Source organism: Mesorhizobium sp. LSJC269B00 (genome assembly GCF_000502815.1).
Lineage (GTDB): Bacteria > Pseudomonadota > Alphaproteobacteria > Rhizobiales > Rhizobiaceae > Mesorhizobium.
Genome location: NZ_AYVN01000005.1, coordinates 43,260 through 59,576, shown reverse-complemented (window position 1 = coordinate 59,576; position 16,317 = coordinate 43,260). Strand labels below are relative to the sequence as shown.

Sequence of the window (16,317 nt, the reverse complement as noted above, 5' to 3'; positions counted from 1 at the left end):
TGGTTCCTGACAGCATAGTGTCAGGAGAAGCGATTCCGCTCAACGAGACAAAGTGTACAAAATGTTGCGATTGCGCATTTTCGACCGCAAATGTTATACATTGTAAACAACCCTACGGATTCATTTACGCTGGAAGTGCTGATTCGACGGCTCGGGCGCAAATTTTTCCTAAGAGAGTGCGGAGAACGAACAGTGGACAAACGGGACCTTTCGGCAATCTTCCGGGAGCGCCTGAAGCTGCTCCTGACACGGTCCGATCTCAACCAGTCAGCTTTCGCGTCAGCAGTTGGCATCGACCGGTCGGCGCTGTCGCAACTGATGTCCGGCGCCTCGACGCGCCTGCCACGCGCCGAAACGCTGCTCAACATCGCCGCCGAATTCAAGATCTCGCTGGACTGGCTGCTCGGCCTCTCCCAGGACGAAGGCGTCACCGGCGAAATCCGCGAAAGCCTGGAGATCGAAGAGGCGCCCGACGGCTTCGACCGCACGCTGCTCGCCAAATGGTTCGCGGAAGCCGCAGGCACCAAGATCCGCTATGTGCCGGCCGGCATTCCCGATCTCCTGCGCACACGCCAGCTGGTCGACTACGAAGCCAACATCACCAACCGCAGCCGTCTGGCGCAGGCCAGCGAGACGCAGTACCGCATCGAGTACAACCGGCGCCCTGAGACCGATATGGAGGTCTGCATGCCGCGCCACACGCTGGAGATTTTCGCCCGCGGCCTGGGCGTCTGGGACCGCTTTCCCGAGGCTGACCGCCGGCAGCAGCTTGCCCATATGGCGACGCTGCTTGACGATCTCTACCCCACCTTCCGCCTGTTCCTCTATGACGGCCGCATGCGCTATTCGATCCCGCTGACAATCTTCGGTCCCTACCGCGCCGCCATCTATGTCGGCGACATGTATGTCGTGCTGAATGCCACCCAGCCGGTACAGGCGCTGACCCAGCATTTCGACAATCTGATCCGGGCCGCCGACATCAACCCGCATGAGGCCGCCGCCTACGCGCGCAATCTGGCCGGCGCGTCATTTCCATCGGGTTCTGCCTGATCGCCAACGCCCCGGAAAGGTGAACCGCGCGGCAATTGCAGGTCGCAAACACATTGACTGGACATAAAGACTTCTTTATATCCTTATTCCATTCAAAATCTGAAAGCCGATCCGATGACCGCGAACAATCCCATCGATGCTCTGCTGGCCGAAAAGGGCGTGCTGCTCGCCGATGGCGCCACCGGCACCAATCTGTTCGCCATGGGTCTGGAGGCCGGCGAAGCGCCGGAGTTGCTGAACGAGACAGCGCCCGACACCATCACCAGCCTGCACCAGAATTTCGTCGACGCCGGCGCCGATATCATTCTCACCAACTCGTTCGGCGGCACGCGGCACCGGCTGAAGCTGCACCATGCGCAGGACCGCGTGCATGCGCTGAACAAGCGCGCCGCCGAGATTGCCCGCGCGGTCGCCGACAAGGCCGGCAGGAAAGTCATCGTCGCCGGCTCGGTCGGTCCGACCGGCGAGTTGCTGGTGCCGCTCGGCGCCATGACCTATGACGAAGCGGTCGAGGCTTTTGCAGAGCAGATCGAGGGTCTCAAGGAAGGCGGCGCCGAAGTCGCCTGGATCGAGACCATGTCTGCGCCGGACGAAATCCGTGCCGCGGCGGAAGCCGCCATTCGCGTCGGCCTGCCCTACACCTATACCGGTTCGTTCGACACTGCCGGCCGCACCATGATGGGCCTGCTGCCCAGGGATATCCACGGCGTCGTCGACGGACTTTCAGAGACGCCGCTCGGTGTCGGCGCCAATTGCGGTGTCGGCGCTTCCGACATCCTGGCCTCGCTGCTCGACATGACGGAGGCGAAGCCGGAAGCGACGGTGATCGTCAAGGGCAATTGCGGCATTCCCGAATTTCGTGGCACCGAGATCCATTATTCCGGCACGCCGGAGCTGATGGCCGACTATGTCCGGCTGGCGGTGGATGGCGGCGCGAAGATCATCGGCGGCTGCTGCGGCACCTCGTTCCAGCACCTTGCCGCCATGCGCAAGGCGCTCGACGCGCACACCAAATCCGAACGCCCGACCGTCGCGGGGATCGTCGAGCGCATCGGTCCGATGCGCAACAAGGTGGCGACGGAAAACACCGCCGAGACCAGCGAAGCCCGCCGCGAACGCCGCCGCAGCCGCGCCTGATATCGAACTTATTCGCTGTTTTCAGCGTAACGCGATAGCGCCGTCTTGAAATCCAGGGCGGTGCCGTTGGCGTTGCCACTCATCGTCACCAGGTCACCCGACGACTGCGGATTGCCGATCTGCTCCAGCATGACGCGAAAGCGGTCATTGGTCAGCGCCGACTTTGCGGTATTCCGGGCTGCGTCAACGTCATCCATGATGCGCCTGGATTCTGGCGACAGCGTTCCCGACGCCTGCGTGTGTCTCACCGCCGGCGTCGTGTTTCCAATGTTCATGATCTGCAATTCCCGGCTCCCCAAGCCCAGTCCCGACCCCATGCAATAATAGCAGGGCATTGCGATGACGTTCCGGAAAAGCCGCGCAATTTAACGATCAGGCGGATCATCTGTGCGCTTCGGATCAATCGATCCGAAAAAAGGCCGGCAGGGTTTCCCCCGCCGGCCTGCCTCACCCCGCCCGTAGCCGGTTCCCCGTATCAGAACGACCCCCGTCTGAAAGGAACCGGCGTTATTGCCACTACCGGTTACCGCCGAGCGCCGAGGCAAGGCGCACAAGCGAAAGGAACTCGGACCTGTACCCAAACGGGTCGGCTCCTCGGGCGGCGGTGGCAATCTCCATGATCTTGTCGTAGCCGAACTTCGCGGTCGCATCCTCGTCGCGCAGCTTCTGGCCGAAGGCGGCGACAGCGACGGAGAAACGCTGGTCGGTGCTGGCCTGGTCGAAGGACGCGACCTCGTTGGCCGACGTCACCGGCGTGGTGATCAGCTTCGAGACGTCTTCGTTCGGCAGCTTGTAGCGGATTTTCACGAAGGCATATTCGTCGGCGTTGGCGACGCCGCCATTGTCGACCGCGGCCTGGCCGTAGCGCAGCGGATCCATCTGCTCGCCGCCACTGCCCTTCGGCGTGATCTCGTAGATGGCGGTCACCGAATGACCGGAGCCGATATCGCCGGCATCGACGCGGTCATTGTTGAAGTCCTCGCGGTTCAAGGCGCGGGTTTCATAGCCGATCAGCCGGTACTCCGAGACCTTGTCCGGATTGAACTCGACCTGGATCTTGACGTCCTTGGCGATGGTGAACAGCGTCGAGGAGGCATCCTCGACCAGAACCTTCTCGGCCTCGGCCAGCGTGTCGATATAGGCGGCGGTGCCGTTGCCGTTCTGGGCGATGGTCTGCATCATCTGGTCGTTCAGATTGCCGCGTCCAAAGCCGAACACCGACAGGAAGACACCGGTCTTGCGCTCCTGCTCGATCAGTCGCTTCAGATCGTCGTCATCGGTCTGGCCGACATTGAAGTCGCCGTCCGTGGCCAGCATCACACGGTTGATGCCGTCCTTGACGAAGGACTGCTGGGCAAGCTTGTAGGCTTCCTTGATACCCGCCTCGCCGGCCGTCGAGCCGCCCGGCTGCAGATTGTCGATGGCGTTGAGGATCTTGTCCTTCTCGGTGACCTTGGTCGGCATCAGCACGGTGCCGGCGTCACCGGCATAGGTGACGATCGAGATGGTGTCGTCCGCCTTGAGCTTGCTGACCAGCAGCCGGAAAGCCGACTTGAGCAGCGGCAGCTTGTCCGGCTCATCCATCGAACCCGAGACGTCGATCAGGAACACCAGATTGGCCTTGGGCTGCTCGACCGGCTTGATGTCGAAGCCCTTGATGGCGACGTGCATCAGCTTGGTGTGCCCGTTCCACGGCGTCGGCATGACGCTGACGGTCGAGTTGAACGGCGTCGAAGCCGAGTCCGGACCCTTCCAGTCATAGGGGAAGTAATTGACCATCTCCTCGACGCGGACCGTATCGGCCTGCGGCAGGTAGCCCTGCTTCAGCGAGCCGCGGACGAAGGAATAGGAAGCCGTGTCGACGTCGATCGAGAAGGTCGAGACCGGATCCTGAAGGGCTGCATGCACCGGATTGGTCTTGAAATCCTCGACGCGGTCGCGGTTTGGCTCCTGCGGCGCAATCTGGTCGGCCGGCATCGTCGAAGGCTGTGCCAGGTACTTGGATTCGGTCGCGCCGGCCATGCGGTTGACCCGCGCGCCGCCGACCGGAGCAGCACTGCCGTCAAGCGAAAACTCGCGGCTCTCAACTGGCGCAGGCTCGGCCAACACGCCGCGTCCCAGCGCATCCTGCTGCGCCGGGGCGACAGCAACGGTCGATTCGGGCTTCGGCGGCGCGGGTGGCGTAAGCGGCGTAGTGGTGTCGCGGCTTCGCACATCGGCGTCGGTCTTCTTGTCGCCTTCAGGCGCCTGCTTTTCTTTTACCGGCGCGTTGGTTGCCGGCCCATTGGTTGCCGGCTTGTCGGCCAGCGTCTCAGTGATCTTCTCGTCGCTACCGAACGGCAACGGCTGTTCCCTCAGCATGTGGAAGGTGGCGTATCCGGCGATCGGCAGGGCGACGAGCCCGGCAATGGCTGGCGTGGCGATGAGTTTCTTTTGCATGATCTCGCTCCAGAGCTTTTGTGCTCGCTCTGTGAGACGAAGCCCGCCGACCGAACCTTGGGTGACGGCAGAAATATTTTCCTGATCATAGGCGCGCATGGCGGCTTCGAAGGCGCGTGTCTTCGCGCTCTCGCCTGGCGCAGGTACTGCTGCATCGCGCAGCCTGTTGAGTTCGTTGTCGTCGACCATGGTCACACTTCCCCGGCTGAACGAATCAACGTCTTCAGCCGTTTCTTCGCTTCATGGATGTGCCAGGAAACCGTCGTCTCCGAGATTGCCATCGCCTCGGCGGCGGCCGCATGGCTCAAACCTTCGCCATAGACCAGAAGTACTGCATCGCGCTGCTTGTCCGGCAATTGCCGCACCGCTGCCCAGAGCGCCTCAGTGGGATCTTCAGGTTCGGCCGAGGCCTCTCCCGATATCATGCTGTAGGCGCCGAAAGCCTCGGTCTTGACGTTTTCGCGCGTCGTCTTGCGCATCATGTCGCGCGCCGCGTTCAACGTCACGGAATAGAGCCATGTCGTGAACGCGCCGCCGCCGCGGTAGTCGCGGATCGCCTTGCCGAGACGGACACAGACCTCCTGGGCGATGTCTTCGGCATCGGCCTTCTTTCCGCACCAGCGATAGGCGGCGCGATAGACGAAGTCGTAGTGCCGCTCCAGCAATTTGCCGAAGGCACCCCTGTCTCCGCCCTTCGCCCGCCCGATCAATTCGGCGTCGGAGGCTTCGCTTTCATCCAGCATCATCGCCATCATTTGCCTGTTGGACGAAGGCTAATGGCCAATCCTTGGGGTTATGGAAAGATTTTTTTCCGAGGCGACGGATGCACGCGCAACAGGTGCGCTGAGATTCAGGTCAGGCCGAGCCGAAAACGATGGATTTCGAGAACCGGAGCGGAGCGTACTTTTGGTACGCGAGCACCGGAAGCACAGAAAGCCGTCGTTTGCAGGCCGGCCTCACCTGAATATCAGCACACCTGGCCCGAGGCCCAGCCGGACGACCAAGCCCACTGAAAATTATAGCCGCCCAGCCAGCCCGTGACATCGACGACTTCGCCGATGAAAAACAGCCCCGGCACGGATTTCGCCTGCATCGTCTTCTGATCGAGCCCGTTGGTATCGACACCGCCAAGCGTCACTTCCGCCGTGCGGTAACCCTCGGAGCCGGCCGGCTTGATGCGCCAGTCGTTGACGGCGGCTTCGACGGTTTTCATTTGCAGGTCTGTCAAATCAGCGAGATTGCCATCGATCCCACTGCGCTCGGCGACTGCTTGCGCAAGGCGCTTCGGCAAATGGTTTGCAAGCACCGTCTGCACCGCTTGCCTGCCGTTGACGCGCCGGGCGGCGCGAAGCAGTTCCGCCACATCCCTCCCCGGCAGCATGGCGATGCGGATCTCGTCGCCCTCGCGCCAATAGGACGATATTTGCAGGATGGAAGGCCCGCTCAAGCCGCGATGCGTAAACAGCATCGCTTCTGAAAACCGCGTCTTGCCGCAGGCGACTTCGGCATCGACGGCATTGCCGGCCAAAGGCGCCAGCCGCTCCAGCGTTCTTGCGTCGAAGGTAAGCGGCACCAGCGCCGGCCGTGTTTCCACCACCGCAAGGCCGAATTGCGCCGCAAGCTCGTAGCCGAAACCGGACGCGCCCATTTTGGGGATCGACTTGCCCCCGCAAGCCACGACCAACGAGTTGCAAGCGACGCTGCCAGCGGAGAGCGTCAGCACAAACCCGTCCGCGGTCTTGCTGACGTTCCTCATCTCGGTCGACAGCGCCAGCTCCACGCCGCCATCCTGCATTTCAGAGACCAGCATGTCGATGATCAGCCGCGCCGAGCCATCGCAAAACAGCTGTCCAAGCGTCTTCTCGTGATAGGCGACGCCGTGGCGTTCGACGAGCTCGATGAAATCGCGCTGCGTGTAGCGGCTGAGCGCCGAGATGCAGAAATGCGGATTGCCGGAGATGAAATTCTTCGGGCTCGCATGGATGTTGGTGAAGTTGCAGCGGCCACCGCCGGAGATGCGGATCTTCTCGCCGGGCTTTGCCGCGTGATCGAGCACCAGGACCGAGCGGCCGCGCTTGCCGGCCTCGATGGCGCACATCATTCCGGCCGCACCGGCGCCGATCACCACGACATCATAGGATTGCATCAGGCTGTTCGTTCCCGCTCGACTGGCGCTGTTTTAACAGGCCGCGCCAATCGTGCAGTCTCTACCCGTTCGTTGCGACTTCAGGCAACGCCTCGTTAGATCAGCGTCTCGGCGAACAGCGTCGTCAATCGCTTCCAATGACGTTCGGCGCCGGCCGCGTTGAACACGCTGTGATCCGACACGCACCAGCCATGCGCCATGCCGGCATAGTTTTCGATGACGTGGTCGACTTCCGCCACGCGCAGCGCCTCGGCCAGTCGCGCCGACTGCTCCGGCGGAAAGCTGCGGTCCACCCCAGACGTTCCGACATAGACCCGCGCCTTGATCATTGCAGCCTTGCGGTGCGGACTGTCGGCGGCATCGCTGGCCAGATTGCCGCCATGGAAGCTTGCCGCCGCCACGATGTGATCGGGATAGGTTGCAGCCGCATTCAAGGCCCGCGCCCCGCCCATGCAGTAACCGACGACACCGACCGGTCCGGTGACACCTTCAGCGGTAAGCGTGTCGAGGAACGCCCTGCTGTCGCGGATGGTCATGTCCTGTGTCGTGCCGTGGACCAACGCCGTCAGCGCGACCTTGGTCTCCTCGACGACGAAAGCGGTCTTGGGCTCGAACGGCCCGTAGGGTGCGTTGCGATAGAAAAGATCCGGCACCAGCACCGCACAGCCCTCGCCGGCCAGCCGCTCCGCCATTGCGTCGAGCGCCGGTCGCGGACCGAAGGCGTCCATATAGAGAATGACACCGGCCCTGGACGGGGAAGCGGTCGCCGAACGGAACAGCCCGGCTTTCGCTACGCCGTCCTCGGTTTTTATCTCAATGTCCTGCTTCGCCATGGCGCGCCCCGTTGATTGTCGTGTGATACATATAAGCAGGCATTGTCAGGGCAAGCCGTTCCCTGACAATCCCGTTCAACACTTTGTGCGGGCTTTCGACCCGGCTACAGGCCAGCAAACGCCGTCATGTGAAAGGCCTGAACCTCAGGCGGATAGCGATGGGCCGTGCCATACGGACAGGCGTTGCGGTCGAGGCAGCCGCCGCCGCGGCATGGTTCGCCCTTCGATCCCCGCACATGCGCCAGGCAAGCCTGATGAGCGAAACCATCCGCGGAATAGGCGTCAACCGGACAGGATTTCAGGCAAGGTTTTGCGACACAGGCCTCGCAAAGGTGAATCGCTTCGCGACGTTCAGGAAGCGCGATCTCATCCTCGAACAGCAACGCGCCGCGATAGGCATGCCAGAGCCCGTACTGCGGATGCATCAGGATGCCCAGCGGCGACGGTCTCAGCCCCTCCGCTCGCATCGCCCATTGCTGGAACGGCAGATAAGGTCTGTCCGAAGGCGAAACGGCGCGCGCGCCGAATTTCTCCGCCACCGCACCGATCACTTCGCGCGACCATGTGTCGAGCGGATTAGCAATGGTTTGCGGTTGCCGGTCGCGCCAGCGCAGGAAATGCGGCCAGGGTGCCGCTCCCGCCTGCCCGACCAACAGCACGGATTTGGCGGGGGCAACTGAAGGGCCATGCGGCGGCGTTTCGCTTGTTGCGAAATTGAAGCCACCGCGCAGGATGAGGCCGTCAGCGGAAAGCGCGGCCGCTATCTCGTCAGCCCGGCGCCGCGCAATCATCCCTTCTTGTCCGGGTCGGAGAAAGCGCTCCGCCAGACTTCCATGTGGATGATGTTGGCGACTTTAGCCCCGCCTGACTCGGGCTCCTTTCAGGTGAAGGCGTCAGCCATCGACGCCTTCTTCGTCGCGATGTAGTCCTTCAGCCCGTCGTCGATGCCCGGATCGAGATACGGCGCCTCATAGGTCTCCAGCCAGCGGCGGGCGAGTTCGTTGGCGCGCTGCGGCGCTGTCTTCTCGCCCTCGGCCAGCCACTGCTCGTAGGAATTGTTGTCGGCGATGCTGGAGCGGTAGAAGGCGGTCTGGAAATTGGCCTGGGTGTGGTCGCAGCCGAGATAGTGGCTGCCCGGGCCGACCTGGCGGATGGCGTCCATCGCCTGGCCGTTTTCCGACAGGTCGACGCCTTCGGAAAACTTTTGCGTCATGCCGAGCTGGTCGATGTCCATCATGAATTTCTCGTAGCAGGACGCCAGTCCACCTTCGAGCCAGCCGGCCGAATGCAGGACGAAATTGGTGCCGGCAAGAATGGTCGAGTTGAGCGTGTTGGCGCTCTCATAGGCGGCCTGCGCATCCGGAACCTTGGAGGCGCAGAGCGAGCCGCCGGTGCGGAACGGCAGACCGAGCCGGCGGGCAAGCTGTGCGGCGCCGTAGGAAACCAGCGACGGCTCCGGTGTGCCGAAGGTCGGCGCACCAGACTGCATGGAGATCGACGAGGCGAAGGTGCCGAACAGCACCGGCGCGCCGGGACGGATCAACTGCGTGAAAGAGGCGCCGGCCAGCACCTCTGCCAGAACCTGCGTCAGCGTGCCGGCCACCGTGACCGGGCTCATCGCGCCGGCAAGGATGAACGGCGTGACGATGCAAGCCTGGTTGTGACGCGAATAAACCTTCAGCGCGCCCAGCATGGTTTCGTCGAACACCATCGGCGAATTGGCGTTGATCAGGCTGGTCAGCACGGTGTTGTTTTCGACGAAATCGTCGCCGAACACGATCTTGGCCATGGCGACGGTGTCTTCGGCCCGCTCTGGCGCCGTCACCGAACCCATGAACGGTTTGTCCGAATATTTGATGTGGCTGTAGATCATGTCGAGATGGCGTTTGTTGACCGGCACGTCGACCGGCTCGCAAACCGTGCCGCCCGAATGGTGAATCGACGGCGCCATATAGGCGAGCTTCACGAAATTCCGGAAATCCTCGATCGTCGCGTAGCGCCTGACACCGTCGAGATCGCGCACGAAGGGCGGACCATAGACCGGCGCGAAGACCGTGGCGTTGCCGCCGATCTGCACCGAACGTTCGGCGTTGCGCGCATGCTGGGTGTAGATGGGCGGCGCGGTCTTCAGCAGCGAGCGGCAGAGGCCCTTGGGAAAATGCACGCGCTCGCCCTTGACGTCGGCGCCCGCCTCTTTCCAAAGCTGCAGCGCCTCGGCGTCGTCGCGAAAGATGATGCCGATCTCTTCCAGCACCGTATCGGTGTTGTTTTCGATAATCGCCAGGCCTTCCTCGTTGAGGACCTCATAGATGTTGATCTTGCGCTTGATATAGGTGAGCTGGGTGCCCGGTCCGCCGCCCGAGCGCGCCGCCCGCCTTGCAGCCGCGCCGCCGCTGGCAGCACGTCCACGTCGCGCATTGGACGCTTCCTGGTCGACTGACGCGTTTTCACTCATGATCGTTTTTCCCTAAAAACCGTTTGCGGCCGCGTAGGCGGCTTCTCGCCCGGATCGTAGCCATGCACCCTATTCGAAACGGCCCGCCAGCGCCAACGCCTGTCGCAAAATCGACAAGAATTCCAATAGATTTGCGGTCGCTTTCCTTTTGCGGGAAGTCGCAAATCAGCTATGGATACCTGCCCCCGCCGGGTTAGGTATTGACGCGATTATTTTAAGCCGCCGTGATCGCATCCGCGCGGCAAGGAGCCCGAGAAAAATGGCCGACGACGAGATCATCCTCTCCGAGCTTTCCGACGACGAGTTGGTGCAGCAGATGCACGACGATCTCTATGACGGACTGAAGGAAGAGATCGAGGAAGGCACCAACATCCTGCTCGAGCGCGGCTGGGTGCCCTACAAGGTGCTGACCGAAGCTCTGGTCGAAGGCATGCGCATCGTCGGCGAGGACTTTCGCGACGGCATCCTGTTCGTTCCCGAGGTGCTGCTGTCGGCCAACGCGATGAAAGCCGGCATGTTCATCCTGCGCCCGCTGCTGGCCGCCACCGGCGCGCCGAAGCAGGGCAAGATGGTGATCGGCACCGTCAAGGGCGACATCCACGACATCGGCAAGAACCTCGTCGGCATGATGATGGAAGGTGCCGGCTTCGACGTCATCGATCTCGGCATCAACAATGCGGTGGAAAAATACCTCGACGCCATCGAGCAGCACCAGCCCGACATTATCGGCATGTCGGCGCTTTTGACCACGACCATGCCTTACATGAAGGTCGTCATCGACACGATGAAGGAAAAGGGCATCCGCGACGACTATGTCGTCCTGGTCGGCGGCGCGCCGCTAAACGAGGAATTCGGCAAGGCCGTCGGCGCCGATGCCTATTGCCGCGACGCGGCTGTGGCGGTCGAGACCGCCAAGGACTTCATGAAGCGCAAGCATAACGTGCGCGCTTCAGCCTGATCTGTTACGCAAGGCGTCTGGGCCACAATCGAAAGCCGCGCCTTGCAGCGCGGCTTTTTTGTTCCAGCTATTGGAACGGATGGCTGCGTCAGGGTTTGGTGACGGTGTCGTCGACGGCTTTCGCAGTCGATTTGATATCCCGGCCGACACCACGGACGGTGTTGGCACAGGCCGTAAGCGCCAGGATGCAGGCAAGGATTGCAATCGGCGCAACGCGTAACAGTTTCATGGACGGTTTATCCCTCTCTCGATAGATTCGCCACACAGCAACGAAGGCCGCTTCGACCAGGTTCCATGGCCAGAATGCAAAAAACGAAACCGAATCAGGACGACAGGCTGCTGGTCATCGCCTGCGGAATGATTGCGCGCGAAGTTTTGGCCGTCAAGGAGCAGCTCAAGCTCGACCATCTCGACCTGACCTGCCTGCCGGCGGAGTTCCATTTCTACCCCGACCGCATCGCACCGGCGATGGACAAGGCGATCGAAAAGGCCAAGGCGGAAGGCTATAGCAACATCTTCGTTGGCTATGCCGATTGCGGTACCGGCGGCATGCTCGACCGGGTCCTGGAGAAGCACGGCGTCGAGCGCATGGCCGGGCCGCACTGCTTTGCCTTCTACCAGGGCATGGACGCCTATGCGAAGGTCGCCGACGACGACATGATGTCGTTCTACATGACCGATTTCCTGTGCCGCCAGTTCGACGCCTTCTTCATGAAGCCGCTCGGCCTCGACAAGCACCCGGAGCTGATCAAGGACTATTTCGGCAACTACCAAAAGCTGATCTACATCGCCCAGACCGACGATCCGGAACTCGACAAGGTCGCCGAGAAGGCCGCGAAGATGCTTGGCCTCGCCTATGAGCGCCGCTCGACCGGCTATGGCGACCTGACGACTGAATTGGCGCGGGTGGCGGCACATCCAGAAGAAGTGCGTTAGGCGCCCGACTTTCGGATTATTTGCTCTCCGGTTGCGGATCCGACACGAAATCGACAACGCGGCCGTTGTCTAACCGGATCGGCCCTCTTGCAGTTGGATCCTTGCGCAAAGCCTCTGCAAGCAGAGCGTCGACTGTGTCGAGATTGACCTGCAGAATTGTGCGGTCGCCCAGTTCCCAGTACTCGCCTTCATCGAAGACGTCGAACTTGTCGAAAAAAGGAGCAACTTTGCGAAGCAACTCGATGATCTCGATATGCGCCTCCGACCCCGCAAACTGGGTCTTGCAATATTGCTGCATGAAGAGGTCCCTGTCGAACTCGAACCTTAGGCGATCCGACTTGGGATGCGGCAGGCATTCTATCCCCATGACCGGGCCGATATAGTCAACGCTGCGTTCGTCGATGACCCGGTTGAGAACCATTTCGGCCTCGTCTATCGGCCGAAATCGCCAGTCTCGAGCGATGGCAAGCGCTTCAACTTCCTGCAACAGCGCAAGATATTGTTCCTCTCCGCGCAGTTGTCCCTCAAAATGGATTGTAACCCCCACGCGCACCTCCCGCGGAACATACCGCTGTTTAAGCACGGATGACAGGCCGCCGCGAATGGGTAAGTTGTGCGCTGGAAGATAGAATCGGCTGCTCCAGCCGCGCCAACATGGATACCACCGATGACCGCTCGCGTCCTGCTCGCCGCCCTTGGCCTCCTCTGCCTCGTCTTGCCCGCTCGCGCCGACGGCGAGGTGCAGAAGATCATCACGCCTGCCGACAAGGTTCGCCTCGACAAATATGGCGAGACCCGCAAGGCGGCGCTGGCCGAGGCAAAAGCGGGAGACCCGGCTGAGGTCAGCCAACTCGACGCGCTGCTGGCAAAGCCGATAGTGGCCTTTTCCGACAAGGACCTGAGCGGCAACTGGCAATGCCGAACCATCAAGGTGGGCCTGACCGGCCCGCTGGTCATCTATGGCTGGTTCAAGTGCAAGGTCACGGACGATGGCTCCGGCTGGCAGCTGGAAAAGGTCAGCGGCTCGCAACGCACCAAGGGCCGTTTCTTCGACGATGGCGAAAAACGCGCGATCTATCTCGGCTCCGGCTATGTCAATGACAACAAGCCAAAACCCTATGGCAGCGGCCCGGAAAGCGACCAGGTCGGCTATGCCTTCCGCACCAGCGCCAATGAATGGCGCATCGAATTCCCGGCGCCCTACTACGAATCGAAACTCGACATCATCGAGTTCAAGCGCTGATCCGTTGGTCTCTCGCTGGCCGGGCGGTCATCAAGATTTAACCTCGCCCGGCACAGAATTGAGCCGGGCAGCGCACGGCAAATGGTTGCGCGCCGGCAAGAAAGCGCGCCATGGCATCAGCGGTTGAAAAAAGTGCTGCGATCGTCATCGTCACCGAAGGCGGGCCGCACATCTGGACCATCGTCAACGCCATCGCAGACCAGCTCGACCCTGTCAGCGTCATCCTCGAAAGCCCTGAATCCAAAAAGCAATTGCTGCTCGGCCGCGCGCGCCGCCAGGGCTGGTTTTCGGCCATCGGTCAACTCGGCACGATGGTGTTGACGAGGCTCGGCAAGCGCTTCTTCGCTGGCCACGCAGAGCGGCTCATCGCCGATCAGAAGCTTGAGACCGAGCCGAAGCCGGGACAAAAGATCATCCACGTCTCCTCCGCCAACGCAGCCGATTGCCTGCAGGCGATCGCCGACATCCGCCCGGGCGTGGTGCTGCTCGCCGGCTGCCGGCTCTTGTCCCGGCAGACGCTGGCGCAAATGCCCTGCCCGGTGCTCAACTACCACGCCGGCATCGCGCCCAAATACCGCGGCATGAATGGCGGCTACTGGGCGCTGGCCTGCGGCGATCCCCAGAATTTCGGCACCACCGTGCATCTGGTCGACGCCGGCGTCGACACCGGCGGCGTGTTGAAACAGGCGCGCGGCAAGCCGGAGCCCGGCGACACTATTTCGAGCTATGCGTTGCGCCAGGCGGCGTTCTCGCGTGACATCTGCGTCGAGGCGGTCCGCGGTGCCTTGGACGGAAAGTTGGCCACGATCAAGCCGGACCTGCCCTCGAAACAATGGTACCACCCGACGATCTGGTTCTATCTCTGGACCGGCCTGACCAAGCGGGTTTGGTAGCCAGCCTTCCCTCGGAATCTCGCCTTTCTTTTTGCGACTCTCAATAGCGTCGCTTTTGAATGCGCGCGCGTCGTCCCATAACAAGCAGCCCCACTGCGCATCCGGCAATGCTCACACCAGCTGGATAAAGTGGTGGAACGTCGTTTCCCTCATGGACGCACGGCGCTCTACAGGGAGTGAGAGAATTCATGGCCGATCTGATTGTCGTCTATTGGCGCGACATCCCCGCCCAGGTCATCGTCAAGAAGGGCCGGCAGAACGCCAAGCGCGAACTGCCGCTGCGCTTCACCGAGGCGATCGATATGTGCGCCATGCGCACCGGCGCCGGCGGCACCGACGATTACCTCGCCGAATGGCGCAAGGCCGATCCAATCCCGGTCGGCGACGACCTCGAAGCCGAGGTCGAGAAGGCATTCAGCGACATCGACGCGAAATACGACCGCGAGCGGCTGGTCGCTCTGGTCAAGGCGGGCGGGAAAGAAAATGTCTGAAACCACTCCTGCCAAAGAGGGGCCAAGGGTTACCCAGCCGGTTACCCAGGCCACTCAGGTCAAGAAAGCAGCGCCGAAATCCGACTACAAGCCGGCCGACGTGTCGCCGCAGCGGCGCGTGCAGCGGTCGTTTGCCATCAGGCTGTGGTCCATCCGGCACTCGCGATTGCTCGAATGGTTCTACTCCAGGTTCGCCGACATGTTCCTGCTTCTTCATCCGCTTTGGAAAGGCCTCGGCTATGGGCGCGTCGAGGCGCCGATCAAGTTTGTCGAAAGGCGCGTCAAGGGCTTCATGTTCGACTGCCGCATGTGCGGCCAGTGCATCCTGTCCTCGACCGGCATGTCGTGCCCGATGAACTGCCCCAAGCAGCTGCGCAACGGCCCTTGCGGCGGTGTGCGCGCCAACGGCAATTGCGAGGTCGAGCCCGATATGCCTTGCGTCTGGGTCAAGGCCTGGGAAGGCTCGCGGAACATGGAGCATGGCGACAGGATCCTGACCGTGCAGAAGCCGGTCGACCAGTCGCTGCGCGAAACCTCGGCCTGGCTGCGGGTGACGGCCCAGTCGGCAGCGGCCCGTGAAGCAGCGGCCAAAGCCAACACTGGAGCGGCCGCGTGATCGGCCGCCAGCGCGATGAAAACCCGGCCGGCATCCATCTGCCGCTCGATCCGCTGCCCGGCCACTCCTCGCGTGGCCGGCTGGAGCGTGTGCTGCGGCGCGGCGAATTCGCGGTCACCACCGAGCTCAACCCGCCCGACAGCGCCGATCCCGAAGACGTCTATAACCGCGCGAAAATCTTCGACGGCTGGGTCGACGCCATCAATGCCGTCGATGCCTCCGGCGCCAACTGCCACATGTCGTCGGTCGGCATTTGCGCGCTGCTCACCCGCATGGGCTACGCGCCGATCATGCAGATCGCCTGCCGCGACAGGAACCGCATCGCCATCCAGGGCGACGTGCTGGGCGGTGCCGCCATGGGGGTCGCCAACATGCTGTGCCTCACCGGCGACGGCGTCCAGGCCGGCGACCAGCCCGGCGCCAAGCCTGTCTTCGACCTCGATTCCATGTCGTTGCTGGAAACCTGCCGCATTATGCGCGACAACGGCAAGTTCCTGTCCGGCCGCAAGTTGACGACGCCGCCGCAAATTTTCCTCGGCGCCGCCGTCAACCCCTTCGCGCCACCCTTCGATTTCCGCCCGATCCATCTCGGCAAAAAGATCGCCGCCGGCGCGCAGTTCGTGCAGACGCAGTATTGCTTCGACGTGCCGATGTTCAGAACCTTCATGCAGAGGGCGCGGGACCTAGGGCATACGGAAAAAGTTTTCATCCTGTGCGGCGTCGGCCCGCTGGCTTCGGCCAAGACGGCCAAATGGATCCGCTCCAACGTGCCCGGGATCCATATTCCCGATGCCATCATCAAGCGGCTGGAAGGCGCCCAGGACCAGAAGAAGGAAGGCAAGCAGCTCTGCACCGACATCATCAACGAGGTGAAGGAAATTCCTGGCGTCTCCGGCATCCATGTGATGGCGTACCGCCAGGAGGAATATGTCGCCGAGATCGTCGATGAATCGGGCGTGCTGAAAGGCCGCCAGCCCTGGAAACGCGAGATCCGCCACGACGATCAGATGGTCGCCGACCGGCTCGAGAGCATACTGCACGACGACATTACCGAAACGCAGGTGGATATGGTGAAGACCGCGCACTGACGGCGCGGACGGCCAGCCATTTGCTTGAATGA

Annotated in this window: 18 protein-coding genes; 9 read left to right on the top strand and 9 right to left on the bottom strand. The window is 62.2% G+C overall.

Annotation, left to right across the window (positions count from 1 at the left end; all coding sequences use genetic code 11):
• The first annotated feature begins 192 nt into the window (after window positions 1-192).
• On the top strand, window positions 193-1,050 hold the full coding sequence (locus X771_RS151415) for a helix-turn-helix transcriptional regulator (RefSeq protein ID WP_023681768.1): 858 nt from the start codon (window positions 193-195) through the stop codon (window positions 1,048-1,050).
• A gap of 114 nt (window positions 1,051-1,164) precedes the next feature.
• Window positions 1,165-2,187, top strand: a complete 1,023-nt coding sequence (bmt, locus tag X771_RS151420; protein ID WP_023688124.1) for a betaine--homocysteine S-methyltransferase — start codon at window positions 1,165-1,167, stop codon at window positions 2,185-2,187.
• An 8-nt stretch (window positions 2,188-2,195) separates the two neighbouring features.
• Here the strand turns inward: bmt and X771_RS151425 are convergent, their stop codons facing one another.
• The 7 genes from X771_RS151425 to X771_RS151455 all read right to left on the bottom strand — a co-directional run bounded on the left by X771_RS151425 (window position 2,196) and on the right by X771_RS151455 (window position 10,060).
• On the bottom strand, window positions 2,196-2,462 hold the full coding sequence (locus X771_RS151425) for a hypothetical protein (RefSeq protein ID WP_031202677.1): 267 nt from the start codon (window positions 2,460-2,462) through the stop codon (window positions 2,196-2,198).
• A 241-nt stretch (window positions 2,463-2,703) separates the two neighbouring features.
• Entirely contained in the window at window positions 2,704-4,815 is a 2,112-nt protein-coding gene (locus X771_RS151430) for a VWA domain-containing protein (RefSeq protein ID WP_023688123.1), read from the bottom strand.
• 2 nt (window positions 4,816-4,817) lie between these two features.
• Window positions 4,818-5,378, bottom strand: coding sequence for an RNA polymerase sigma factor (locus X771_RS151435; RefSeq protein ID WP_023688122.1), 561 nt, complete (start codon window positions 5,376-5,378; stop codon window positions 4,818-4,820).
• Between the two features lie 215 nt (window positions 5,379-5,593).
• Complete coding sequence (locus tag X771_RS151440) at window positions 5,594-6,772, bottom strand: NAD(P)/FAD-dependent oxidoreductase (RefSeq protein ID WP_023688121.1); 1,179 nt, start codon at window positions 6,770-6,772, stop codon at window positions 5,594-5,596.
• A gap of 95 nt (window positions 6,773-6,867) precedes the next feature.
• The gene (locus tag X771_RS151445; protein WP_023688120.1) at window positions 6,868-7,605 is read right to left on the bottom strand and encodes a dienelactone hydrolase family protein; all 738 of its coding nucleotides are present in this window, start codon (window positions 7,603-7,605) and stop codon (window positions 6,868-6,870) included.
• Window positions 7,606-7,709: 104 nt separating this feature from the next.
• The gene (locus X771_RS151450; protein WP_023688119.1) at window positions 7,710-8,396 is read right to left on the bottom strand and encodes a hypothetical protein; all 687 of its coding nucleotides are present in this window, start codon (window positions 8,394-8,396) and stop codon (window positions 7,710-7,712) included.
• 89 nt (window positions 8,397-8,485) lie between these two features.
• Window positions 8,486-10,060: a trimethylamine methyltransferase family protein gene (locus tag X771_RS151455; protein WP_023670403.1), complete on the bottom strand. Its 1,575-nt coding sequence runs from the start codon at window positions 10,058-10,060 to the stop codon at window positions 8,486-8,488.
• A 259-nt stretch (window positions 10,061-10,319) separates the two neighbouring features.
• Here X771_RS151455 and X771_RS151460 point away from each other — a divergent pair, with 259 nt between their 5' ends.
• The gene (locus X771_RS151460) at window positions 10,320-11,018 is read left to right on the top strand and encodes a B12-binding domain-containing protein (RefSeq protein ID WP_023688118.1); all 699 of its coding nucleotides are present in this window, start codon (window positions 10,320-10,322) and stop codon (window positions 11,016-11,018) included.
• Window positions 11,019-11,106: 88 nt separating this feature from the next.
• Here the strand turns inward: X771_RS151460 and X771_RS15890 are convergent, their stop codons facing one another.
• The gene (locus tag X771_RS15890; RefSeq protein ID WP_023688117.1) at window positions 11,107-11,247 is read right to left on the bottom strand and encodes an entericidin A/B family lipoprotein; all 141 of its coding nucleotides are present in this window, start codon (window positions 11,245-11,247) and stop codon (window positions 11,107-11,109) included.
• A gap of 65 nt (window positions 11,248-11,312) precedes the next feature.
• On the opposite strand from X771_RS15890, the gene X771_RS151465 reads away from it, so the two are divergent.
• Window positions 11,313-11,954 (top strand): DUF1638 domain-containing protein, encoded by a 642-nt coding sequence (locus tag X771_RS151465; RefSeq protein WP_023688116.1) that lies wholly within the window; start codon window positions 11,313-11,315, stop codon window positions 11,952-11,954.
• A 16-nt stretch (window positions 11,955-11,970) separates the two neighbouring features.
• Here X771_RS151465 and X771_RS151470 read toward each other — a convergent pair whose 3' ends face one another.
• Window positions 11,971-12,537, bottom strand: coding sequence for a hypothetical protein (locus X771_RS151470; RefSeq protein ID WP_156935992.1), 567 nt, complete (start codon window positions 12,535-12,537; stop codon window positions 11,971-11,973).
• A gap of 84 nt (window positions 12,538-12,621) precedes the next feature.
• Between X771_RS151470 and X771_RS151475 the strand changes: the two genes are divergently transcribed.
• The 5 genes from X771_RS151475 (at window position 12,622) to X771_RS151495 (ending at window position 16,285) form a co-directional block, all read left to right on the top strand.
• Window positions 12,622-13,197, top strand: coding sequence for a DUF4893 domain-containing protein (locus X771_RS151475; protein ID WP_023688114.1), 576 nt, complete (start codon window positions 12,622-12,624; stop codon window positions 13,195-13,197).
• Window positions 13,198-13,307: 110 nt separating this feature from the next.
• A complete protein-coding gene (locus X771_RS151480) occupies window positions 13,308-14,090 on the top strand; it encodes a formyl transferase (protein ID WP_023688113.1) in 783 nt (260 codons plus the stop codon).
• A gap of 188 nt (window positions 14,091-14,278) precedes the next feature.
• Complete coding sequence (locus X771_RS151485) at window positions 14,279-14,581, top strand: virulence factor (RefSeq protein ID WP_023670397.1); 303 nt, start codon at window positions 14,279-14,281, stop codon at window positions 14,579-14,581.
• Window positions 14,574-15,197, top strand: coding sequence for a methylenetetrahydrofolate reductase C-terminal domain-containing protein (locus X771_RS151490; RefSeq protein WP_023688112.1), 624 nt, complete (start codon window positions 14,574-14,576; stop codon window positions 15,195-15,197). The genes X771_RS151485 and X771_RS151490 overlap by 8 nt, the downstream gene beginning before the upstream one ends.
• Window positions 15,194-16,285, top strand: coding sequence for a methylenetetrahydrofolate reductase (locus X771_RS151495; RefSeq protein ID WP_023681780.1), 1,092 nt, complete (start codon window positions 15,194-15,196; stop codon window positions 16,283-16,285). The genes X771_RS151490 and X771_RS151495 overlap by 4 nt, the downstream gene beginning before the upstream one ends.
• Window positions 16,286-16,317: the final 32 nt, after the last annotated feature.